The sequence below is a fragment of the Psychrobacter pasteurii genome (assembly GCF_900162815.1).
Lineage (GTDB): Bacteria > Pseudomonadota > Gammaproteobacteria > Pseudomonadales > Moraxellaceae > Psychrobacter > Psychrobacter pasteurii.
In genome coordinates this window covers 16,051-30,699 of sequence record NZ_FUGD01000087.1, presented here as the reverse complement: position 1 = coordinate 30,699, position 14,649 = coordinate 16,051, and the positions used below count along the sequence as shown (strand labels likewise).

13 protein-coding genes and 1 pseudogene are annotated in these 14,649 nt (G+C 43.9%); 8 read left to right on the top strand and 6 right to left on the bottom strand.

Annotated elements, in window-relative coordinates; genetic code table 11:
* The first annotated feature begins 79 nt into the window (after positions 1-79).
* The 5 genes from A1232T_RS07640 to A1232T_RS07620 all read left to right on the top strand — a co-directional run bounded on the left by A1232T_RS07640 (position 80) and on the right by A1232T_RS07620 (position 3,574).
* Positions 80-361, top strand: a complete 282-nt coding sequence (locus A1232T_RS07640; RefSeq protein ID WP_077448867.1) for a hypothetical protein — start codon at positions 80-82, stop codon at positions 359-361.
* A gap of 179 nt (positions 362-540) precedes the next feature.
* Entirely contained in the window at positions 541-963 is a 423-nt protein-coding gene (locus A1232T_RS07635; RefSeq protein ID WP_077448866.1) for a P-loop NTPase family protein, read from the top strand.
* Positions 964-1,086: 123 nt separating this feature from the next.
* Positions 1,087-2,205, top strand: coding sequence for a nicotinate-nucleotide--dimethylbenzimidazole phosphoribosyltransferase (cobT, locus tag A1232T_RS07630; RefSeq protein WP_095532748.1), 1,119 nt, complete (start codon positions 1,087-1,089; stop codon positions 2,203-2,205).
* Between the two features lie 5 nt (positions 2,206-2,210).
* On the top strand, positions 2,211-3,005 hold the full coding sequence (gene cobS, locus A1232T_RS07625) for an adenosylcobinamide-GDP ribazoletransferase (RefSeq protein ID WP_077448864.1): 795 nt from the start codon (positions 2,211-2,213) through the stop codon (positions 3,003-3,005).
* Positions 3,006-3,016: 11 nt separating this feature from the next.
* Positions 3,017-3,574, top strand: coding sequence for a histidine phosphatase family protein (locus A1232T_RS07620; protein WP_077448863.1), 558 nt, complete (start codon positions 3,017-3,019; stop codon positions 3,572-3,574).
* 270 nt (positions 3,575-3,844) lie between these two features.
* On the opposite strand, the pseudogene A1232T_RS07615 reads toward A1232T_RS07620, so the two are convergent.
* Positions 3,845-4,372, bottom strand: a pseudogene (locus tag A1232T_RS07615) (HPP family protein); the annotation flags it as partial.
* Positions 4,373-4,675: 303 nt separating this feature from the next.
* Here A1232T_RS07615 and A1232T_RS07610 point away from each other — a divergent pair.
* Complete coding sequence (locus tag A1232T_RS07610; protein ID WP_077448861.1) at positions 4,676-5,266, top strand: YhgN family NAAT transporter; 591 nt, start codon at positions 4,676-4,678, stop codon at positions 5,264-5,266.
* A gap of 94 nt (positions 5,267-5,360) precedes the next feature.
* Here A1232T_RS07610 and hutI read toward each other — a convergent pair whose 3' ends face one another.
* The 5 genes from hutI to hutU all read right to left on the bottom strand — a co-directional run bounded on the left by hutI (position 5,361) and on the right by hutU (position 12,967).
* On the bottom strand, positions 5,361-6,701 hold the full coding sequence (gene hutI / locus A1232T_RS07605; RefSeq protein WP_077448860.1) for an imidazolonepropionase: 1,341 nt from the start codon (positions 6,699-6,701) through the stop codon (positions 5,361-5,363).
* 58 nt (positions 6,702-6,759) lie between these two features.
* Entirely contained in the window at positions 6,760-7,869 is a 1,110-nt protein-coding gene (hutG, locus tag A1232T_RS07600; RefSeq protein ID WP_077448859.1) for a formimidoylglutamase, read from the bottom strand.
* A 55-nt stretch (positions 7,870-7,924) separates the two neighbouring features.
* Positions 7,925-9,484, bottom strand: coding sequence for a histidine ammonia-lyase (gene hutH / locus A1232T_RS07595; RefSeq protein WP_077448858.1), 1,560 nt, complete (start codon positions 9,482-9,484; stop codon positions 7,925-7,927).
* A gap of 166 nt (positions 9,485-9,650) precedes the next feature.
* On the bottom strand, positions 9,651-11,042 hold the full coding sequence (locus A1232T_RS07590) for a YjiH family protein (RefSeq protein WP_095532747.1): 1,392 nt from the start codon (positions 11,040-11,042) through the stop codon (positions 9,651-9,653).
* Between the two features lie 203 nt (positions 11,043-11,245).
* On the bottom strand, positions 11,246-12,967 hold the full coding sequence (gene hutU, locus A1232T_RS07585; RefSeq protein ID WP_077448857.1) for a urocanate hydratase: 1,722 nt from the start codon (positions 12,965-12,967) through the stop codon (positions 11,246-11,248).
* A 275-nt stretch (positions 12,968-13,242) separates the two neighbouring features.
* On the opposite strand from hutU, the gene A1232T_RS07580 reads away from it, so the two are divergent.
* A complete protein-coding gene (locus A1232T_RS07580; RefSeq protein WP_244152415.1) occupies positions 13,243-14,034 on the top strand; it encodes a UTRA domain-containing protein in 792 nt (263 codons plus the stop codon).
* Positions 14,035-14,278: 244 nt separating this feature from the next.
* Positions 14,279-14,614, top strand: a complete 336-nt coding sequence (locus A1232T_RS07575; protein WP_077448855.1) for an ArsR/SmtB family transcription factor — start codon at positions 14,279-14,281, stop codon at positions 14,612-14,614.
* Positions 14,615-14,649: the final 35 nt, after the last annotated feature.

Sequence of the window (14,649 nt, the reverse complement as noted above, 5' to 3'; positions counted from 1 at the left end):
AATTTGTTTAATCTAATTTGTTTAATCTAATTTGTTTAATTTAAAAAACACAGTAAAAATAATTTATTTGGAGAAGTAGATGGATACTTTAGCTTTGGTTTGTGTCGTTATAGGTTTTATTATTCTATTATTTTATGGCATTCAGCTTATCATTATTGCGTTTAGAGAATCGACAGCGTGGGGCTTGATGTATTTATTTGTGCCTTTAGCCAACCTTTACTACGTCATAACGCGCTGGGAGAAGTGTAAATCTCCTTTTTTAAAGTCGCTGTTGGCTTTGCCTTTTATCTTCCTTGGTTTTTATTTGATCACTACCAGTATAGCTGGCCCAGGCTATGAAATGATTGAGACTTTGCCGTAGATTTGAGGCCATAAATTATCCACGGTAGCCATGGTTGGCTTCTATATAAGGTATAATCGAAGTCACATAGCTAACTTTTAGCAAAAAATGCCCAGCTTTACTGCTCCTAACTCTATAAATAATTGTTGGTTAAGTAGCTATTGGGCATTTTGATGAATTAATCCCACTAAGGCCCCTTTATGATTAATACAAAAATATACCGAGCGATTTATAATTTAGCCGAAGACTTATTAGAGGCCGATAGCAAAGACGATCAAGCCCGTTTTGATGAGCTATATGCTGAGCTAAAAGCCATTTGTGACGACAATGAAGGCACGGATAAAGATCATCCAGAGCAGTGGGAAACCTTGGCGGATTTCACTGCTGATTTAGATCAAGCTTTGGTGATTTATCAAAAAGCTTTGGGTAAAGCCACCGAGATTAACTCAAAAGACCACCTATCCTCGATAGCTTTTTCTATGGCAGAGCTGCAACTGGAGATGGGTCAAACTGAAGCGGCTATCGAAAGCCTGAAAAATGCTAAGGTCGCAGCCAATAAAATCGAAGACAAAGAATTCAAGCAAGAAATTGAGGCTTTGCTGACTAAGCTACTGTCTGAGTAAAACTGTCACAAAAACGGTTAAACCTTACCGTATCAACTTATAACCAATAACAAGTAACTAATACCAAGTTATATCCGATAAATAACTGAGCAAATAATTAAACCTATAAGAAGGATGCCCACATTGGACCGCTTAACCCTGCCTACGATCCCTAATATTGATAATCCAGAACTGGCTGCCAAACTGCAACATTTGTTAGATGATAAAACCAAGCCACCAAGGTCTTTGGGGCGTTTAGAGTCTTTAGCAGTACAAATAGGGCTTATCCAAGGCAGCACGGCGCCAAAAATTGAAAGCCCACATATTCGGGTGTTTGCGGCTGATCATGGATTGACTAAGCATGGTACCTCTGCGTTCCCGAGTGAAGTGACCGCACAAATGGTGCTGAACTTCTTAAATGGGGGTGCAGCCATTAATGTGCTGGCGCGTCAGCATAATATTGAGCTGAAGGTTGTGGATGCCGGTGTTGCTACCGACTTTGCTGATTTTGGTGTCGAAAAGCATCCTCAGCTAATAACTGAATACAAGGTACGCTTAGGAAGCCGCGATGCGTTAACTGAACCAGCAATGAGTAGTGAGGAGTGTATTCAAGCACTGCAAGCAGGTATGGATGTAGCCAAGCAGCTTGAAGGTAACTTATTTATTGCCGGTGAAATGGGCATTGGTAACACCTCAGCGGCCAGTTTATTGCTTGCTAAGCTTGAAGATGTGCCTATTGCGGAGTGTATTGGCCGTGGTACTGGCCTTGATGATGCTGGATTGCAGCGTAAAGTTGAGGTGCTTAGCCAAGTGCTACAGCGTCACGAGCAAGTGACCACACCGCTAGAGATATTAGCGGCATTGGGCGGGCTTGAGATTGCCATGATGGCCGGTGCATTTATTCAAGCTGCCAGTGATAGACGTGTCTTGTTAGTAGATGGGTTTATTGCCAGTAGTGCTCTGTTGGTTGCTGAGCGCTTAGTACCCGGTGTGGCTAAGTTTGCAGTATTCGCCCATCACTCAGTAGAGCCTGGGCACAGCAAGATGCTAGCTGCTCTGGATGCCGAACCACTATTGGGCTTTAACTTACGTTTGGGTGAGGGGAGTGGAGCAGCTTTAGCTTATCCTTTATTACAGTCTGCCTGCGCCATAATCAATGAGATGGCAAGCTTTAGTGATGCCGGTATTAGTAATAAGAGTGACTCAGATTCACAAGATGATTTAGACCAATTAGACCAAGCTGACACAGCTGATGAGCGTTAAAACAGATGTCTATTAAACAAGAATGGCGTCTGCTACTGGTCGCCACCCAATTTCTGACCCGTATTCCAATACAGTTTAACGACTATCAGCCCCAGTGGCTGCACCAAAGTAGCCGTCATTTCCCTGGTGTGGGATTATTGGTGGGTGTGGTTTGTGCTGCTATATTTTGGCTAGCAAGCTTGGGGTTTCCGCCTTTAGTGGCAGCCATTGCTACCACGGCTTTTGGGATTAAGCTAACGGGTGCTTTTCATGAAGATGGGCTTGCTGATACCTGTGATGGGCTTGGCGGGGGCCTGACTCGTGAGCGCACCCTGACTATAATGAAGGACTCGCGTATTGGCACTTACGGTACGTTAGGTTTGGCCTGTGCCTTGCTATTAAAGGTAAGTTTGCTTGCTGCGATGCCTGTAATGACCGCAGTGGTGGCTTTGGTTATCGCCCACAGTGCATCACGTTTATTATGTACTGCACTGATAGTACTGCTGCCTTATGGGGGTGAGATAGAGCATGCTAAGGCTAAGCCCATGGCACAGCAAATGACCCTAAATCAGTGGCTTGGCAGTAGTCTATGGCTTCTATTTATCGGCGTCATGCTGTATCTGTTGTTGCCACTGGCATTGCAGCAAATTACGGTTCAGCAATGGCTGTTGGCTTTGGTGTTTTCGGTATTAGGCATCACTCATATGTATCGGCTGCTTAAAAGGCGCTTGCAAGGCTATACAGGAGATGGCTTAGGGGCGACTCAGCAAATCACTGAAATTGCCATTTATGCCGGTCTAGCGGCCAACTTTACGGGATAGACAGTCATTTTATGCAATTATATATTTGGCGCCACCCCAAACCTAAGCAGGTGCATGGGTTGTGTTTCGGTCAAAGCGAAGTGGCGGTTGATAGACGTAAAATAAAGCGTCTGGCCAATCAGATTGACAGTTATACCAAAAAACATCAATTGCCTAAGCAAATTTATGTCAGTCCTTTACAGCGCTCTATGCAGGTAGGACTCTATTTACAGCAACTAGGCTTTGACTGTCAGATTGATGAGCGGTTAATGGAGACTAATTTTGGAGATTGGGAAGGCAAGCCTTGGTCGAAAATTAGCAAAGATGGGATCGATAAGTGGTGTGATGATTTTGCGCACTTTGCTCCGGCGGGCGGAGAGAACTTGACTCAGCTGTTTGAGCGAGTACGAGCTTGGCTAAAGATACGGAAGATAGAGGAAGCCAAACCTAAAGCCCCGATTTTGGCAGTGGGGCATGCTGGCTGGATTACCACGGCGAAGATGGTTTGTGCTGGTAAAGAGGTACCGAGTCAGGCAAAAGACTGGCCCAGACCTGTGGGCTATTGTCAGCTCAGTGTGCTTGAGTTTTAGTACGGAAAATAAAGCACGCTCAAGCAAGCTATGGCTATTTAGTATTATTGCTACAGCTGTTTATGACTGTAATAGATCTTTAATCTATCAACGCAACTAGAGACTATCGGCCAATGCACCTGGAAACTATCGGCGATTAGAGAGCATTTTTTGTGAAGCAAAGTCATAGTCGTTTTGGGCATCATCAATCGGGTTTTGAGCACGGATTTGATCTTCAATGGCATGATTATCGACATAATCTTCCATGTGCTGTTCAATTTGATGTTCAATGCGGCTTTGTACCAGCGCAAACCAATAGGCCGGCCACTTTTCATTCGGTTTGATATTATTCACCACCAGTGCAACGCTTATGAGAGCGACAGAGCCCGCCAATACTGGCATTAATAAAAAATCCCAGCCATAAGTCACCTGATCAGCCGTTAGCAATACCACCAAGGTAGTTGCGCCAGCAGGAGGGTGAATGCATTTAAGTAGATGCATAAAAAAGATAGCTAAGCCAACAGCAAAGGCAATGGTGAAGATATTGACGCCCACATATTTCAAAATAACGAGACCCACAAAGCCAGCAATTAGGTGACCAAAAATAACATTGCGCGGTTTGGCAAGGGGTGAGTGAGAGGCTGAAAACAAAAGCACACAGGTCGCACCAAAGGGCGCCATAATCATCATGTTACCGGTATATTCAGTTAATAACAGCAGTACGAATATGCCCAAAGTCCCACCGATTAATGACCTTAATAAGTCTGTTTTTGTGGCGTTGTCAGGAAGTTTTTCTGCTCTATCAAATAAGAAATGCATTAATAAAAGCCCCAGATTGCGTAATTCTTTTTGATGACCTTTGGAAAGCCAAAGTGCTTACATTAAAATTACTCAGTTAAATGTATTTTTGATGAGTATTATTAATTGGGTCATCGATATTAGCACAGGTGCCTGAACTGAAATAGCGAATGCAATATGCAGTAATGCCTATAAAAAATTCTAAATTAGAATATTGAATTTGATTTGTAAATCAAATAAATGAATGGATAAGTGGTCATATTTTTTTGATATCATCGTTTTTTTAAGATAAGAATAAACTGAAGTTTTTTGTTAAGGAGTTTTATGGAAATCTACGCAACAGCACTTACTTTGTTTTTAATTATGGATCCTTTGGGTAATATCCCTATTTTTTTATCGGTGTTGAATAAAGTACCTGAGGGAAGACGTAAGTTTATTATTATTAGAGAGTTGCTGATTGCACTGTTATTAATGATATTGTTCTTATTCGCTGGTGGCAGTATTTTGCATACCTTAGGGTTAAGCACTGAAGCCGTCGCTATTGGTGGCGGTTTGGTCATGATGATTATCGCTATTCGTATGATTTTTCCTACCCGAGGCGGGGTGATGAGCGATGAGGATGATGAAGATGGTGAGCCTTTTATTGTCCCGTTAGCAGTTCCATTAATTGCGGGGCCATCAATTCTAGCTACCTTAATTTTATTAACCGAAAAGAACCCTGAAAGCATTCCAAAGGCGTTAATGGCTTTACTATTGGCCTGGTTTATTTCAGCAGTTATTCTATTCTTCTCAACCAAGTTATATAAGCTGCTAGGGCACCGAGGTCTAAAAGCTATTGAGCGTTTGATGGGTATGATTCTTATCTCAATTTCAGTACAAATGCTGCTAAATGGTTTTTCTTCGTTTATGGCTTAATATTAAAAACCCCAACAAAAAAAGCGCTCCAATTAAATAGGAGCGCTTTTTTGTGGACTTAATGCTTTTTTTATGGGCACAACAATGAAAAACACTAGTCACGCCATTGACCGCCTACCATAACGCCTTCTATCGGGTTTAAGCCCATTTGATAGGCTAAATCGGCAGGGCGCTCGATATCCCAAAGGGTTAAGTCAGCATCCAAGCCCACTTCAATACGGCCTTTGTTATCAAGCCCCAATGCTTTGGCGGCATGGGTGGTGATACCTGCCAGCGCCTGTTCTGGTGTCATACCGAATAAAGTACAGCCCATATTGAGTGTCATTAATAAAGAGGTGAGCGGAGAGGTGCCGGGGTTGCTGTCTGTCGATAGTGCAATGGCCACATTGTGTTTATACATCGCTTGCATAGGCGGCAATTGGGTCTCTTTTAGCGTATAAAACGCACCAGGTAACAAGACTGCAACCACATCATGCTCGGCCATTTTCTCAACATTTCTCTCAGATAAATATTCAAGATGGTCAGACGAAAGCCCATTATAGTCAGCGACCAAGCCACTACCGTCCATATCACTTAGTTGCTCGGCATGTAGTTTAACCGGTAACCCCAATTGTTTTGCGACATCAAATACTTTGGCCATTTGCGCTTTGCTAAAGCCAATGTTTTCACAAAATCCGTCTACTGCATCAATCAAGCCTTCTTTGTGTAAGATAGGCATCCATTCACATACCGCATCAATGTACTCATCTGAGCCGTTTTCTTTGTCTTTATATTCGGTGGGCAGGGCATGGGCCGCAAGATAAGTGGTTTTGACAGTAATGTCATGGTCCTCACCCAATTGACGCGCCACTTGTAGCATTTTGCGCTCAGTCTCTAAATCTAAGCCATAGCCAGATTTTATCTCAATGGTGGTTATGCCCTCAGCAAGTAACGCTTGTAGGCGACGCTCAGTTTGCGCATATAGCTCATCGAAGTCTGCTTCACGAGTGGCAGTGACGGTTGCAACAATACCGCCACCGTTTTCAGCAATCTCTTTATAGCTAACACCTTGCAGGCGTGCTTCAAACTCATTACTACGGTTGCCGCCATAAACCAGATGAGTGTGGCAGTCGATCAGACCAGGTAACACCCATTGGCGGTTGGCATAGATGATTTTGTCATCGGCATCAATTTGCATAATCGTATTGTGATAAGCCGGACTGTTTAATGCACTTTGAGCATCGCCAATCCAACTGATTTTGCCGTCTTTAATGGCTAATGCAGCGTCTATAATTTGGCCGTAAGGGCTGTGATATTTGCTGGCATCTGTATTTTCTGAGTGAGCGACTGCTAGGCTTCTATCAAAGCCATATGTCTCAGAGAAGGTTGCAATATTGGCATGTAAAATTAGGGTATCAAAATCTTCTGGGAAATCTTTTATTATTGAGGATGTCATAGCAGACTCCGAGTTTATGAATGGGTTAAGTAGTACTATTTATAATCTATTTAAATCTTTAATCTTGTAATAATAAATGGTGCTGAACCATCAGTGCCAGTAAGCGGGCGGTGACTTTACAGCTACGAGCATCGATATCGTAAGTGGGGTTAATCTCCGCAAAGTCAGCCATTTTTACTTTGCCACTGGCGAAAATTACCTCAAGGCAGCGCTCTGTGAAATCTAGTGAAATGCCTTTGGCAGCAGGGGCGCTAACACCCGGAACAATGCTGGCGGGGAAAGCATCCATATCAATGGTGACATACAGCACATCCACTTGATCGATGAACTCATTTAGCTTTTTCGCACTATTCTCCCAGCTATCACGGGCGCAGTTGTCATCGCTAATAATGGTCACACCCAGTTCATCGGCTCTATCAAATAACGCAGCGGTGTTTGAGAATTGACTAATGCCAATGGCGCAGTAATGAAAGGGTTGGCCGTGCGCTTGATTGTGCTCTGCGATTTGACGAAAGGGGGTTCCTGACGTGCCCTTCGGCGCATTGCGAATGTCTAGATGTGCGTCAAAGTTAATGATGCCAATTTTGGGCGCATTAGATTGTGAAGGCTTAGGCGTATTTTCATCTAATTTTGAATCATTATTTAATGCCTGCCAAAGCCCCATATAACTGGCATATGCGATGGCATGACCACCGCCGATACCAATGCCTAGACTGTCTTGCTGGATAATATCTGACACTTGTTGGCTATATAAAGCTTGAGTTTGCTCCAATACATCTGGCATTAAGCTGTCATTGTCGTGGCATATCACATCCCCAGCATCGGCTAATAATAAACCATAGTCAGCTTTATCAAACTTATCCTGCAGTATAGGGGTAATAGGCAGCTTGGCAAAGGTCTGGCGAATCGCAGGCGGTGCAAGCTTAGCACCCACACGGCCCAGATTACGGCGTACGCCTTGATCACAAGCAAAGCCTACTAAGGTGACTTTTGAGTTGGCTTTACTGTCGTCATCGTCCGCTGTTTGATGCGCGCCCACTACTTGATACCAATATAGCGCGCGCTCTGATTCATCAGGTTCAGCGCGTCCCGTCCAAAGACTGGTATCAAAAGGTACCTGCTCGGCACCAACTTTAGCATTATCAGTTACAGGGTGTGAACTTGACATAATAAACACTCTCAAAAGTCATTATTTGGGTTAATTTAGTCTTGGTTAATCTGCGTTAATCTTGCAAAAACCAATCACTACGAAGCTCAGACCAGTGCTCATTCAAGGCGGCAGATAAGACCAACTGCTTAGCGGCTTCAATGTCTGGGGCAAGGTAGCGGTCTTTGTCATAAAAACTAACTTTATCACGCAGTAAGTTATGGGCTTGTGTTAATAACTTAGAGGTTTGTAATTCTTTATGAAAATCAATGCCTTGTCCTGCGGCCAACAACTCTATACCAACGATGGTAGCGGTGTTTTGGGCCATATCATACAGGCGGCGACCAGCGAAGGTGGCCATAGACACATGGTCTTCTTGGTTCGCTGAAGTTGGGATGCTGTCAACGCTGGCAGGGTGTGCCAGAGACTTATTCTCTGAAGCCAAAGCTGCTGCGGTCACATGGGCAATCATAAAGCCTGAGTTCACCCCAGGGTTGTCTACTAAGAATGGAGGTAGGCCGCCATTTAGTGTGGCATCAATTAGCAGTGCCACACGGCGCTCAGACATAGAGCCAATCTCTGCTATGGCAAGTGCTAAGGTATCGGCGGCAAAGGCAACTGGCTCAGCGTGGAAGTTACCGCCAGAGATGGCAACCGGACCATCTTCGTCTCTAAAGATTAACGGGTTGTCAGTCACTGCGTTGGCTTCGATAAGCAGGGTGTTGCCAGCTTGATTGATGATATCAAGGCACGCACCAACCACTTGTGGCTGACAGCGCAGACAGTAGGGGTCTTGTACTCGGTCATCATTTTCGGTGTGTGAGGCGCGGATTTCACTGCCCGCAAGTAAGCTGCGGTGCGCTTTGGCGATTTGGATTTGACCGTGATGGCCACGCACTTCATGGATACGGGCATCAAAAGGAGAGTCCGAGCCACGTGCTGCATCAACCGATAATGCGCCGACCACAGTGGCGGTGGCTACCAAATCACGGGCCAAGAAATAACCGCGTAGCGTTAACGCTGTTGACACTTGAGTGCCGTTAATCAAAGCCAAACCTTCTTTAGCGGCTAGGGTGACCGGCTCAAGTCCGGCTTGTGCTAAAGCATCTTTGGCTGACATTTCTTGACCGTTCACATAGCAGGACCCTTGACCAAGCAAGGTGAGCGTCATGTGAGACAGTGGTGCTAAATCGCCAGAGGCACCGACTGAACCTTTGGCAGGAATATGCGGAATAATATCGTGATTAATCAGTCCAATTAATCCGTCAATCACATCACGGCGAACCCCTGAAACGCCTTGGGCAAGGCTTGCGACTTTCATCACCATAATTAGACGGACCACACCATCTTCTAATCGTTCACCTGTGCCGACAGAATGCGACACAATAAGGTTGTATTGCAGTAAACCCAGTTGATCATCGCTAATACGGGTCTTGGCCAGTAGTCCAAAGCCGGTGTTAATACCATAAGCGCTTTTATCACGAGCAATGATTTCTTTGATGCAGTCGTGTGAGGCATCGATGTCTTGATAGGCAGAATCAACCAAGCTGACTTGTACGGGCATGTCGTAGACTTGTCGTAGCTGAGCAAAGGTAAGCTTACGTGGGGTAAGGCTGAGGGTCTGAGTAGAGGTCATGAGAAAGTCCTTTATTAATGATTATTATTATTAGTTTTTTAACGTTAGGTTTTATTTTCTGTTAGTTTCCAAGACTGTCATAGTCAAACTACATTAGTAGATAAAAGCCTGGCCTAAGTCACTCCTTTGAACTTAGGCGTTTATTGTTATTCGGGTATTAGTTTGGTTAGCCTATCCAGCCTACTGCAATAGCAAGATGAGCAAAAGCAGAGGCCAATAAGATACTTAAAATGGTTCTTTGTAGCCAAATAATCAGCATTTTTGGGATAGATAACGGTATTTTTGTCGCTAAGATACAAGGAATCATAGCAGAGAAAAACAGTATGCTACTAATAGAGACCACGCCGGCCACATAACGAGTCACAAAATCAGCTTCGCTAAGCAATAAGGCAGGCAAGAACATCTCTGCTAGACCGGCTGATATGCCTTTGGCGGCAAGTAGAGGGTCAGGTAGGCCACTAATAAAAGTAAAGGGATACAACACCAGCCCCAGTATTTCAAATACAGGGGTGTATTTGTCCAGTAGTAAACCGGCCAAGCCCACTGCGATAATAGAAGGCACAATGGCAGCGGCCATCTCTAAGCCGTCTTTAAAATTACACCAAAATATTTTTGGTAAATTGCTTGAGCGTCTTGAGGTTTCAATCCCTAACTCAACAGCAGCACCTAAACGATTGCCTTTGACATCCGCCAAAGCTTGCGCCGCAGGGTCAGCATCATCATTACGCTCTTGGCTAATGGGCGGAATGCGGGCGGTAATGGCTGTGACAATAAAGGTGATGATTAAGGTAGACCAAAAAAACAGATTCCAAAACTCCATCAGCCCCAAGGTTTTGGCGACAATTACCATAAACGCCGCTGACACAGTAGAAAATCCAGTAGCGATAATAATGGCTTCACGGGTAGAGTAATGACCTTGAAGATAAACGCGATTGGTGATTAACAAGCCAATGGAATAGCTGCCCACAAAGGAGGCCACCGCATCGATAGCAGAAGTGCCAGGGGTGCGCCAAATAGGTTTCATAATCGGCTGCATTAAGACACCAATCATCTCAAGCAAACCAAAGCCAATGAGTGAGGCTAAGATCAGCGCACCAATGGGCACAATCATGCCTACAGGCAGTGCCAATTTCTCAAACAAAAAAGGCATCATGTCTTTTTCCATGATAACGTCTGGCGCCATACCCAGCACATATAAGCCTGCCAATATTAATCCCGCTACTTTGGCAAAACTTAAAATAGCATGGGTAATACTCTCTTTGTATTTACCCGTAACAATCGGTTTGATAGCGCCATAGGCCATCAAGAGGAATAACAGGCCAACTGCTAACGAATGCAAATCATTGACCAAATAAGAGGCAATATGATCAAATAAAATAGTGCTTTTGTCATTAATGGTAAACGGAATAAAAAACGTTGTGATACCAATAATGCTAAAAATAATCAGCTGAAAGATGCCGCGTGACCGGGATAAAAGCGGATCTTCGTTATCTGATAAGCTCGGATGTAACTCTTGCTGATCCACTGTAAGCATTTCAACGTTTTTATCGATTTCCATGGTGACAAGTCCCTGTCTGTGGCAATGGGTTAGAATGTGTTGAGCTAAATAATTGGTTAGGCTGAGATTGGTTAATATAGGTAAAGCTACAGCTATTGAGCCCACTGCTTGATTTGCCTACTTGCTTAATCTGCCTATTTACAGACATAGACAGATTAAGCTGAGAGTCCTTTTTAATTTAAATTAATAAGGACTCAAATAAGCTATTTGATCATAGGTAGTTTTAGGCCATATTCCTTGGCTGTCTTAATCGCTAACTCGTAACCGGCATCCGCATGGCGCATAACCCCTGAGCCACAGTCATTAACTAAGACACGTGACAGACGTTTGGCTGCTTCATCAGTACCGTCAGCGACGATAACCATACCAGAGTGCTGTGAGTAACCCATACCAACACCGCCGCCATGATGCAGGGAGACCCAAGTAGCACCGCCAGCCACGTTTAGCATGCCGTTTAATAGTGCCCAGTCTGATACTGCATCCGTACCATCTTTCATGCTTTCTGTTTCACGGTTTGGACTTGCTACAGAGCCAGTATCTAAATGGTCACGACCAATGACGATTGGGCCTTTAAGCTCGCCATTTTTAACCATTTCGTTAAAGGCAAGACCAGCTTTATCACGCTCACCTAAGCCAAGCCAGCAAATACGAGCAGGTAGACCTTGGAATTTGATACGGTCATTGGCCATATCTAACCAGTTATGCACGTGTTTGTTTTCTGGGAACAGCTCTTTAATCTTCTGGTCTGTCTTGTAGATGTCTTCTGGATCACCTGATAAAGCTACCCAGCGGAAAGGACCTTTACCTTGACAGAATAGAGGGCGAACATACGCAGGTACGAAGCCTGGGAAGTTAAACGCATCTTTAACACCTTCATCAAAGGCAACTTGGCGAATGTTGTTACCATAGTCAGTAGCCGGTACGCCCATTTTTTGGAACTCAAGCATCGCTTCTACATGAATAGCACATGAACGAGCAGCATCTTTAGCCACTTTTTCAAACTGCTCAGGATCTTCTTGAGCCGCACGCCATTCTTCTACTGTCCAGCCGATTGGTAAATAACCATTCACCAAGTCATGCGCAGAGGTTTGGTCAGTCACCAAGTCAGGCTTAATATCGCCCCCTTTAGCACGTTTTACCATCTCTGGTAAGATTTCTGCAGCGTTACCAAGTAGTGCGATAGATACCGCATCACCAGCTTCAGTATGCTTTTTGACTAGCTCATAAGCGTCATCTAAATCTTTGGCTTGCATGTCAACGTAGCCAGTGCGTAGACGGAAGTCGATGCTGCTTTGTTGACATTCAATGTTTAGAGATACCGCACCAGCGAAAGTTGCTGCTAGTGGCTGAGCGCCGCCCATACCACCTAGACCAGCGGTTAAAATCCAGCGACCTTTCCAGTTATCTGGGCTAGCAGTTTCAGCGCCTGCACCATAATGTTGACGACCTGCTTCAGCAAAGGTCTCATAAGTACCTTGAACAATGCCCTGCGTACCGATATAAATCCAGCTACCTGCTGTCATTTGACCGTACATAAACAGGTCTTTGCGGTCTAGCTCGTTAAAGTGCTCCCAAGTTGCCCATTTAGGCACAAGGTTTGAGTTTGCAATTAATACACGAGGGGCGTTTTCGTGAGTTTGGAATACGCCAACAGGCTTACCTGATTGAACCAATAAGGTTTCGTCGTCTTCAAGCTCTTTTAGAGACTCTAGGATTTGATCGTAGCATTCCCAGTTACGCGCAGCACGGCCGATGCCGCCATACACAACTAGGCTTTTTGGGTTTTCAGCGACATCAGGATGTAAGTTGTTTTGAATCATGCGAAAGGGTGCTTCGGTCAACCAGCTTTTACAAGTTAAGGTTGGGCCAGTAGGTGATGCGATTTCGCGGCTTTCGTCTCTGCGGGTAAATTTAGAGGTTGTCATAGTCAGTCCTTTGAGTGGTCAAATCAGAATTAATAGAAGTGTTGTTGCAATTATTGTATATACAAATTATCAAGAAAAAAATCAGGATGCAAGTTTTTTTTATGTTAACGTTAAGCCAGCTTTTGTTTTTACGGCGAAATTTTTTTTATAAGTAAATTTGTTGTCATTGGCTTAATTGTATTATTATCGCTATACCAATGTTATTAAAGTTCACTTATTGTGATGATTGTTATAGTCCCTTAAAAAAAGCCCTTTATAAAAATAAGTCTTCTATCATGTCAAAAAATAAAACAATAGTGTCAAAGGCTAAGCGAAAACCTAAGCCTGCTTATCAACGTATCAAAGAAAGCATTTTAAGAAACATTCATTCAGGCCGATGGCAGGCAGGAGATGTTATTCCAACGGAGCATGCTTTAGCTGAAAAATTTGCTGTGTCTAGAATGACAGTAAATAGGGCGCTAAAGGAGTTGAGCGAGGAGCGAGTGCTATATCGTAGGCAAGGGTCAGGTACCTTTGTGGCACAGCAACAGTACAATCATACTGTGGTAGAGGTGCGTAATATCGCTGCTGATATCAAAGCCACAGGAAAACAGTATAAGGCGCAAGTGGTCAGTCAACATCGAGTGGTTGCCAGTGAAGTGAGTCCGCCGATTTTAGCTTTATTAACCCAGCCCATGCTCGATGACTCTCCAATATCACAAAAGAGCTTTCAACAGCGCGAAGACAGTGATCTGATTGACGAGGTGAAGCTGATTCATATAGCTGATGGTAAGCCGCTTCAATACGAGGAGCGCTGGGTGGATGCGTCCTTGGTGCCTGGCTTTATCGAACAAGATTTTAGTATCGTCAATACCAGTGATTACTTAATTCAGCAAGCGCCTCTACAGGGAGGTAGCTATACCATTCGTGCAGTTGCAGCGCCAAAAAAAGTGGCTCAAGCTTTAGACCTGGCTGTGGGTGCGCCTGCTTTACTGCTAAGCCGTCAGACTTTCTCAGCTGGGCGTGTGGTCACCTTTGTTAATATGTGGCATGCAGGCGATAGTTATCAGATTTCTGGCACCTTATAATTTCAGCAAATACTCAGTAAAAACTAAAGAGAGGCTATTCCTCAATTGAGGGGTAGCCTTTAATTATTAACAAGAGTTAGTACGATTTAAAGCTGCCTATACAAAAATAAGTTTGATTACGTTATAGCCAAGTGGCATAAACTTATGCAATAATAGTATACAAAATTATATAATATGTTTATGTGTAGGCTAGGTTTTTTGTATATAATAATTATCCATAAAATAAATCTAGGATGTTGTAATAATGTCAACCAATACCTTAAATGTAGAAAGTATTGATGTAGAAGCATTAAAGGCTTCTGCTTCTAAAGCCTCAGCTTTGCTTAAGTCGCTTTCTCATTCTGATCGCCTACTATTGCTTTGCCAACTTGTTGGATCTGGTGAAGCCTGTGTGCGTGATTTGGAGCTATCAACAGGTATTAAACAACCAAGTTTGTCTCAACAACTTGGTGTGCTTCGCGAAAATGGGTTAGTGAATACAAGACGAGAAGGCCGACAGATTTTTTATAGCATTGCCAGTGAAGATGCCTTGGCAGTGATGGAAGTTCTGTATCAGCGTTTTTGTGCTACTGACCAATAGGATCTTGGATTGCTTTTTACCTCAATCCATCAGTA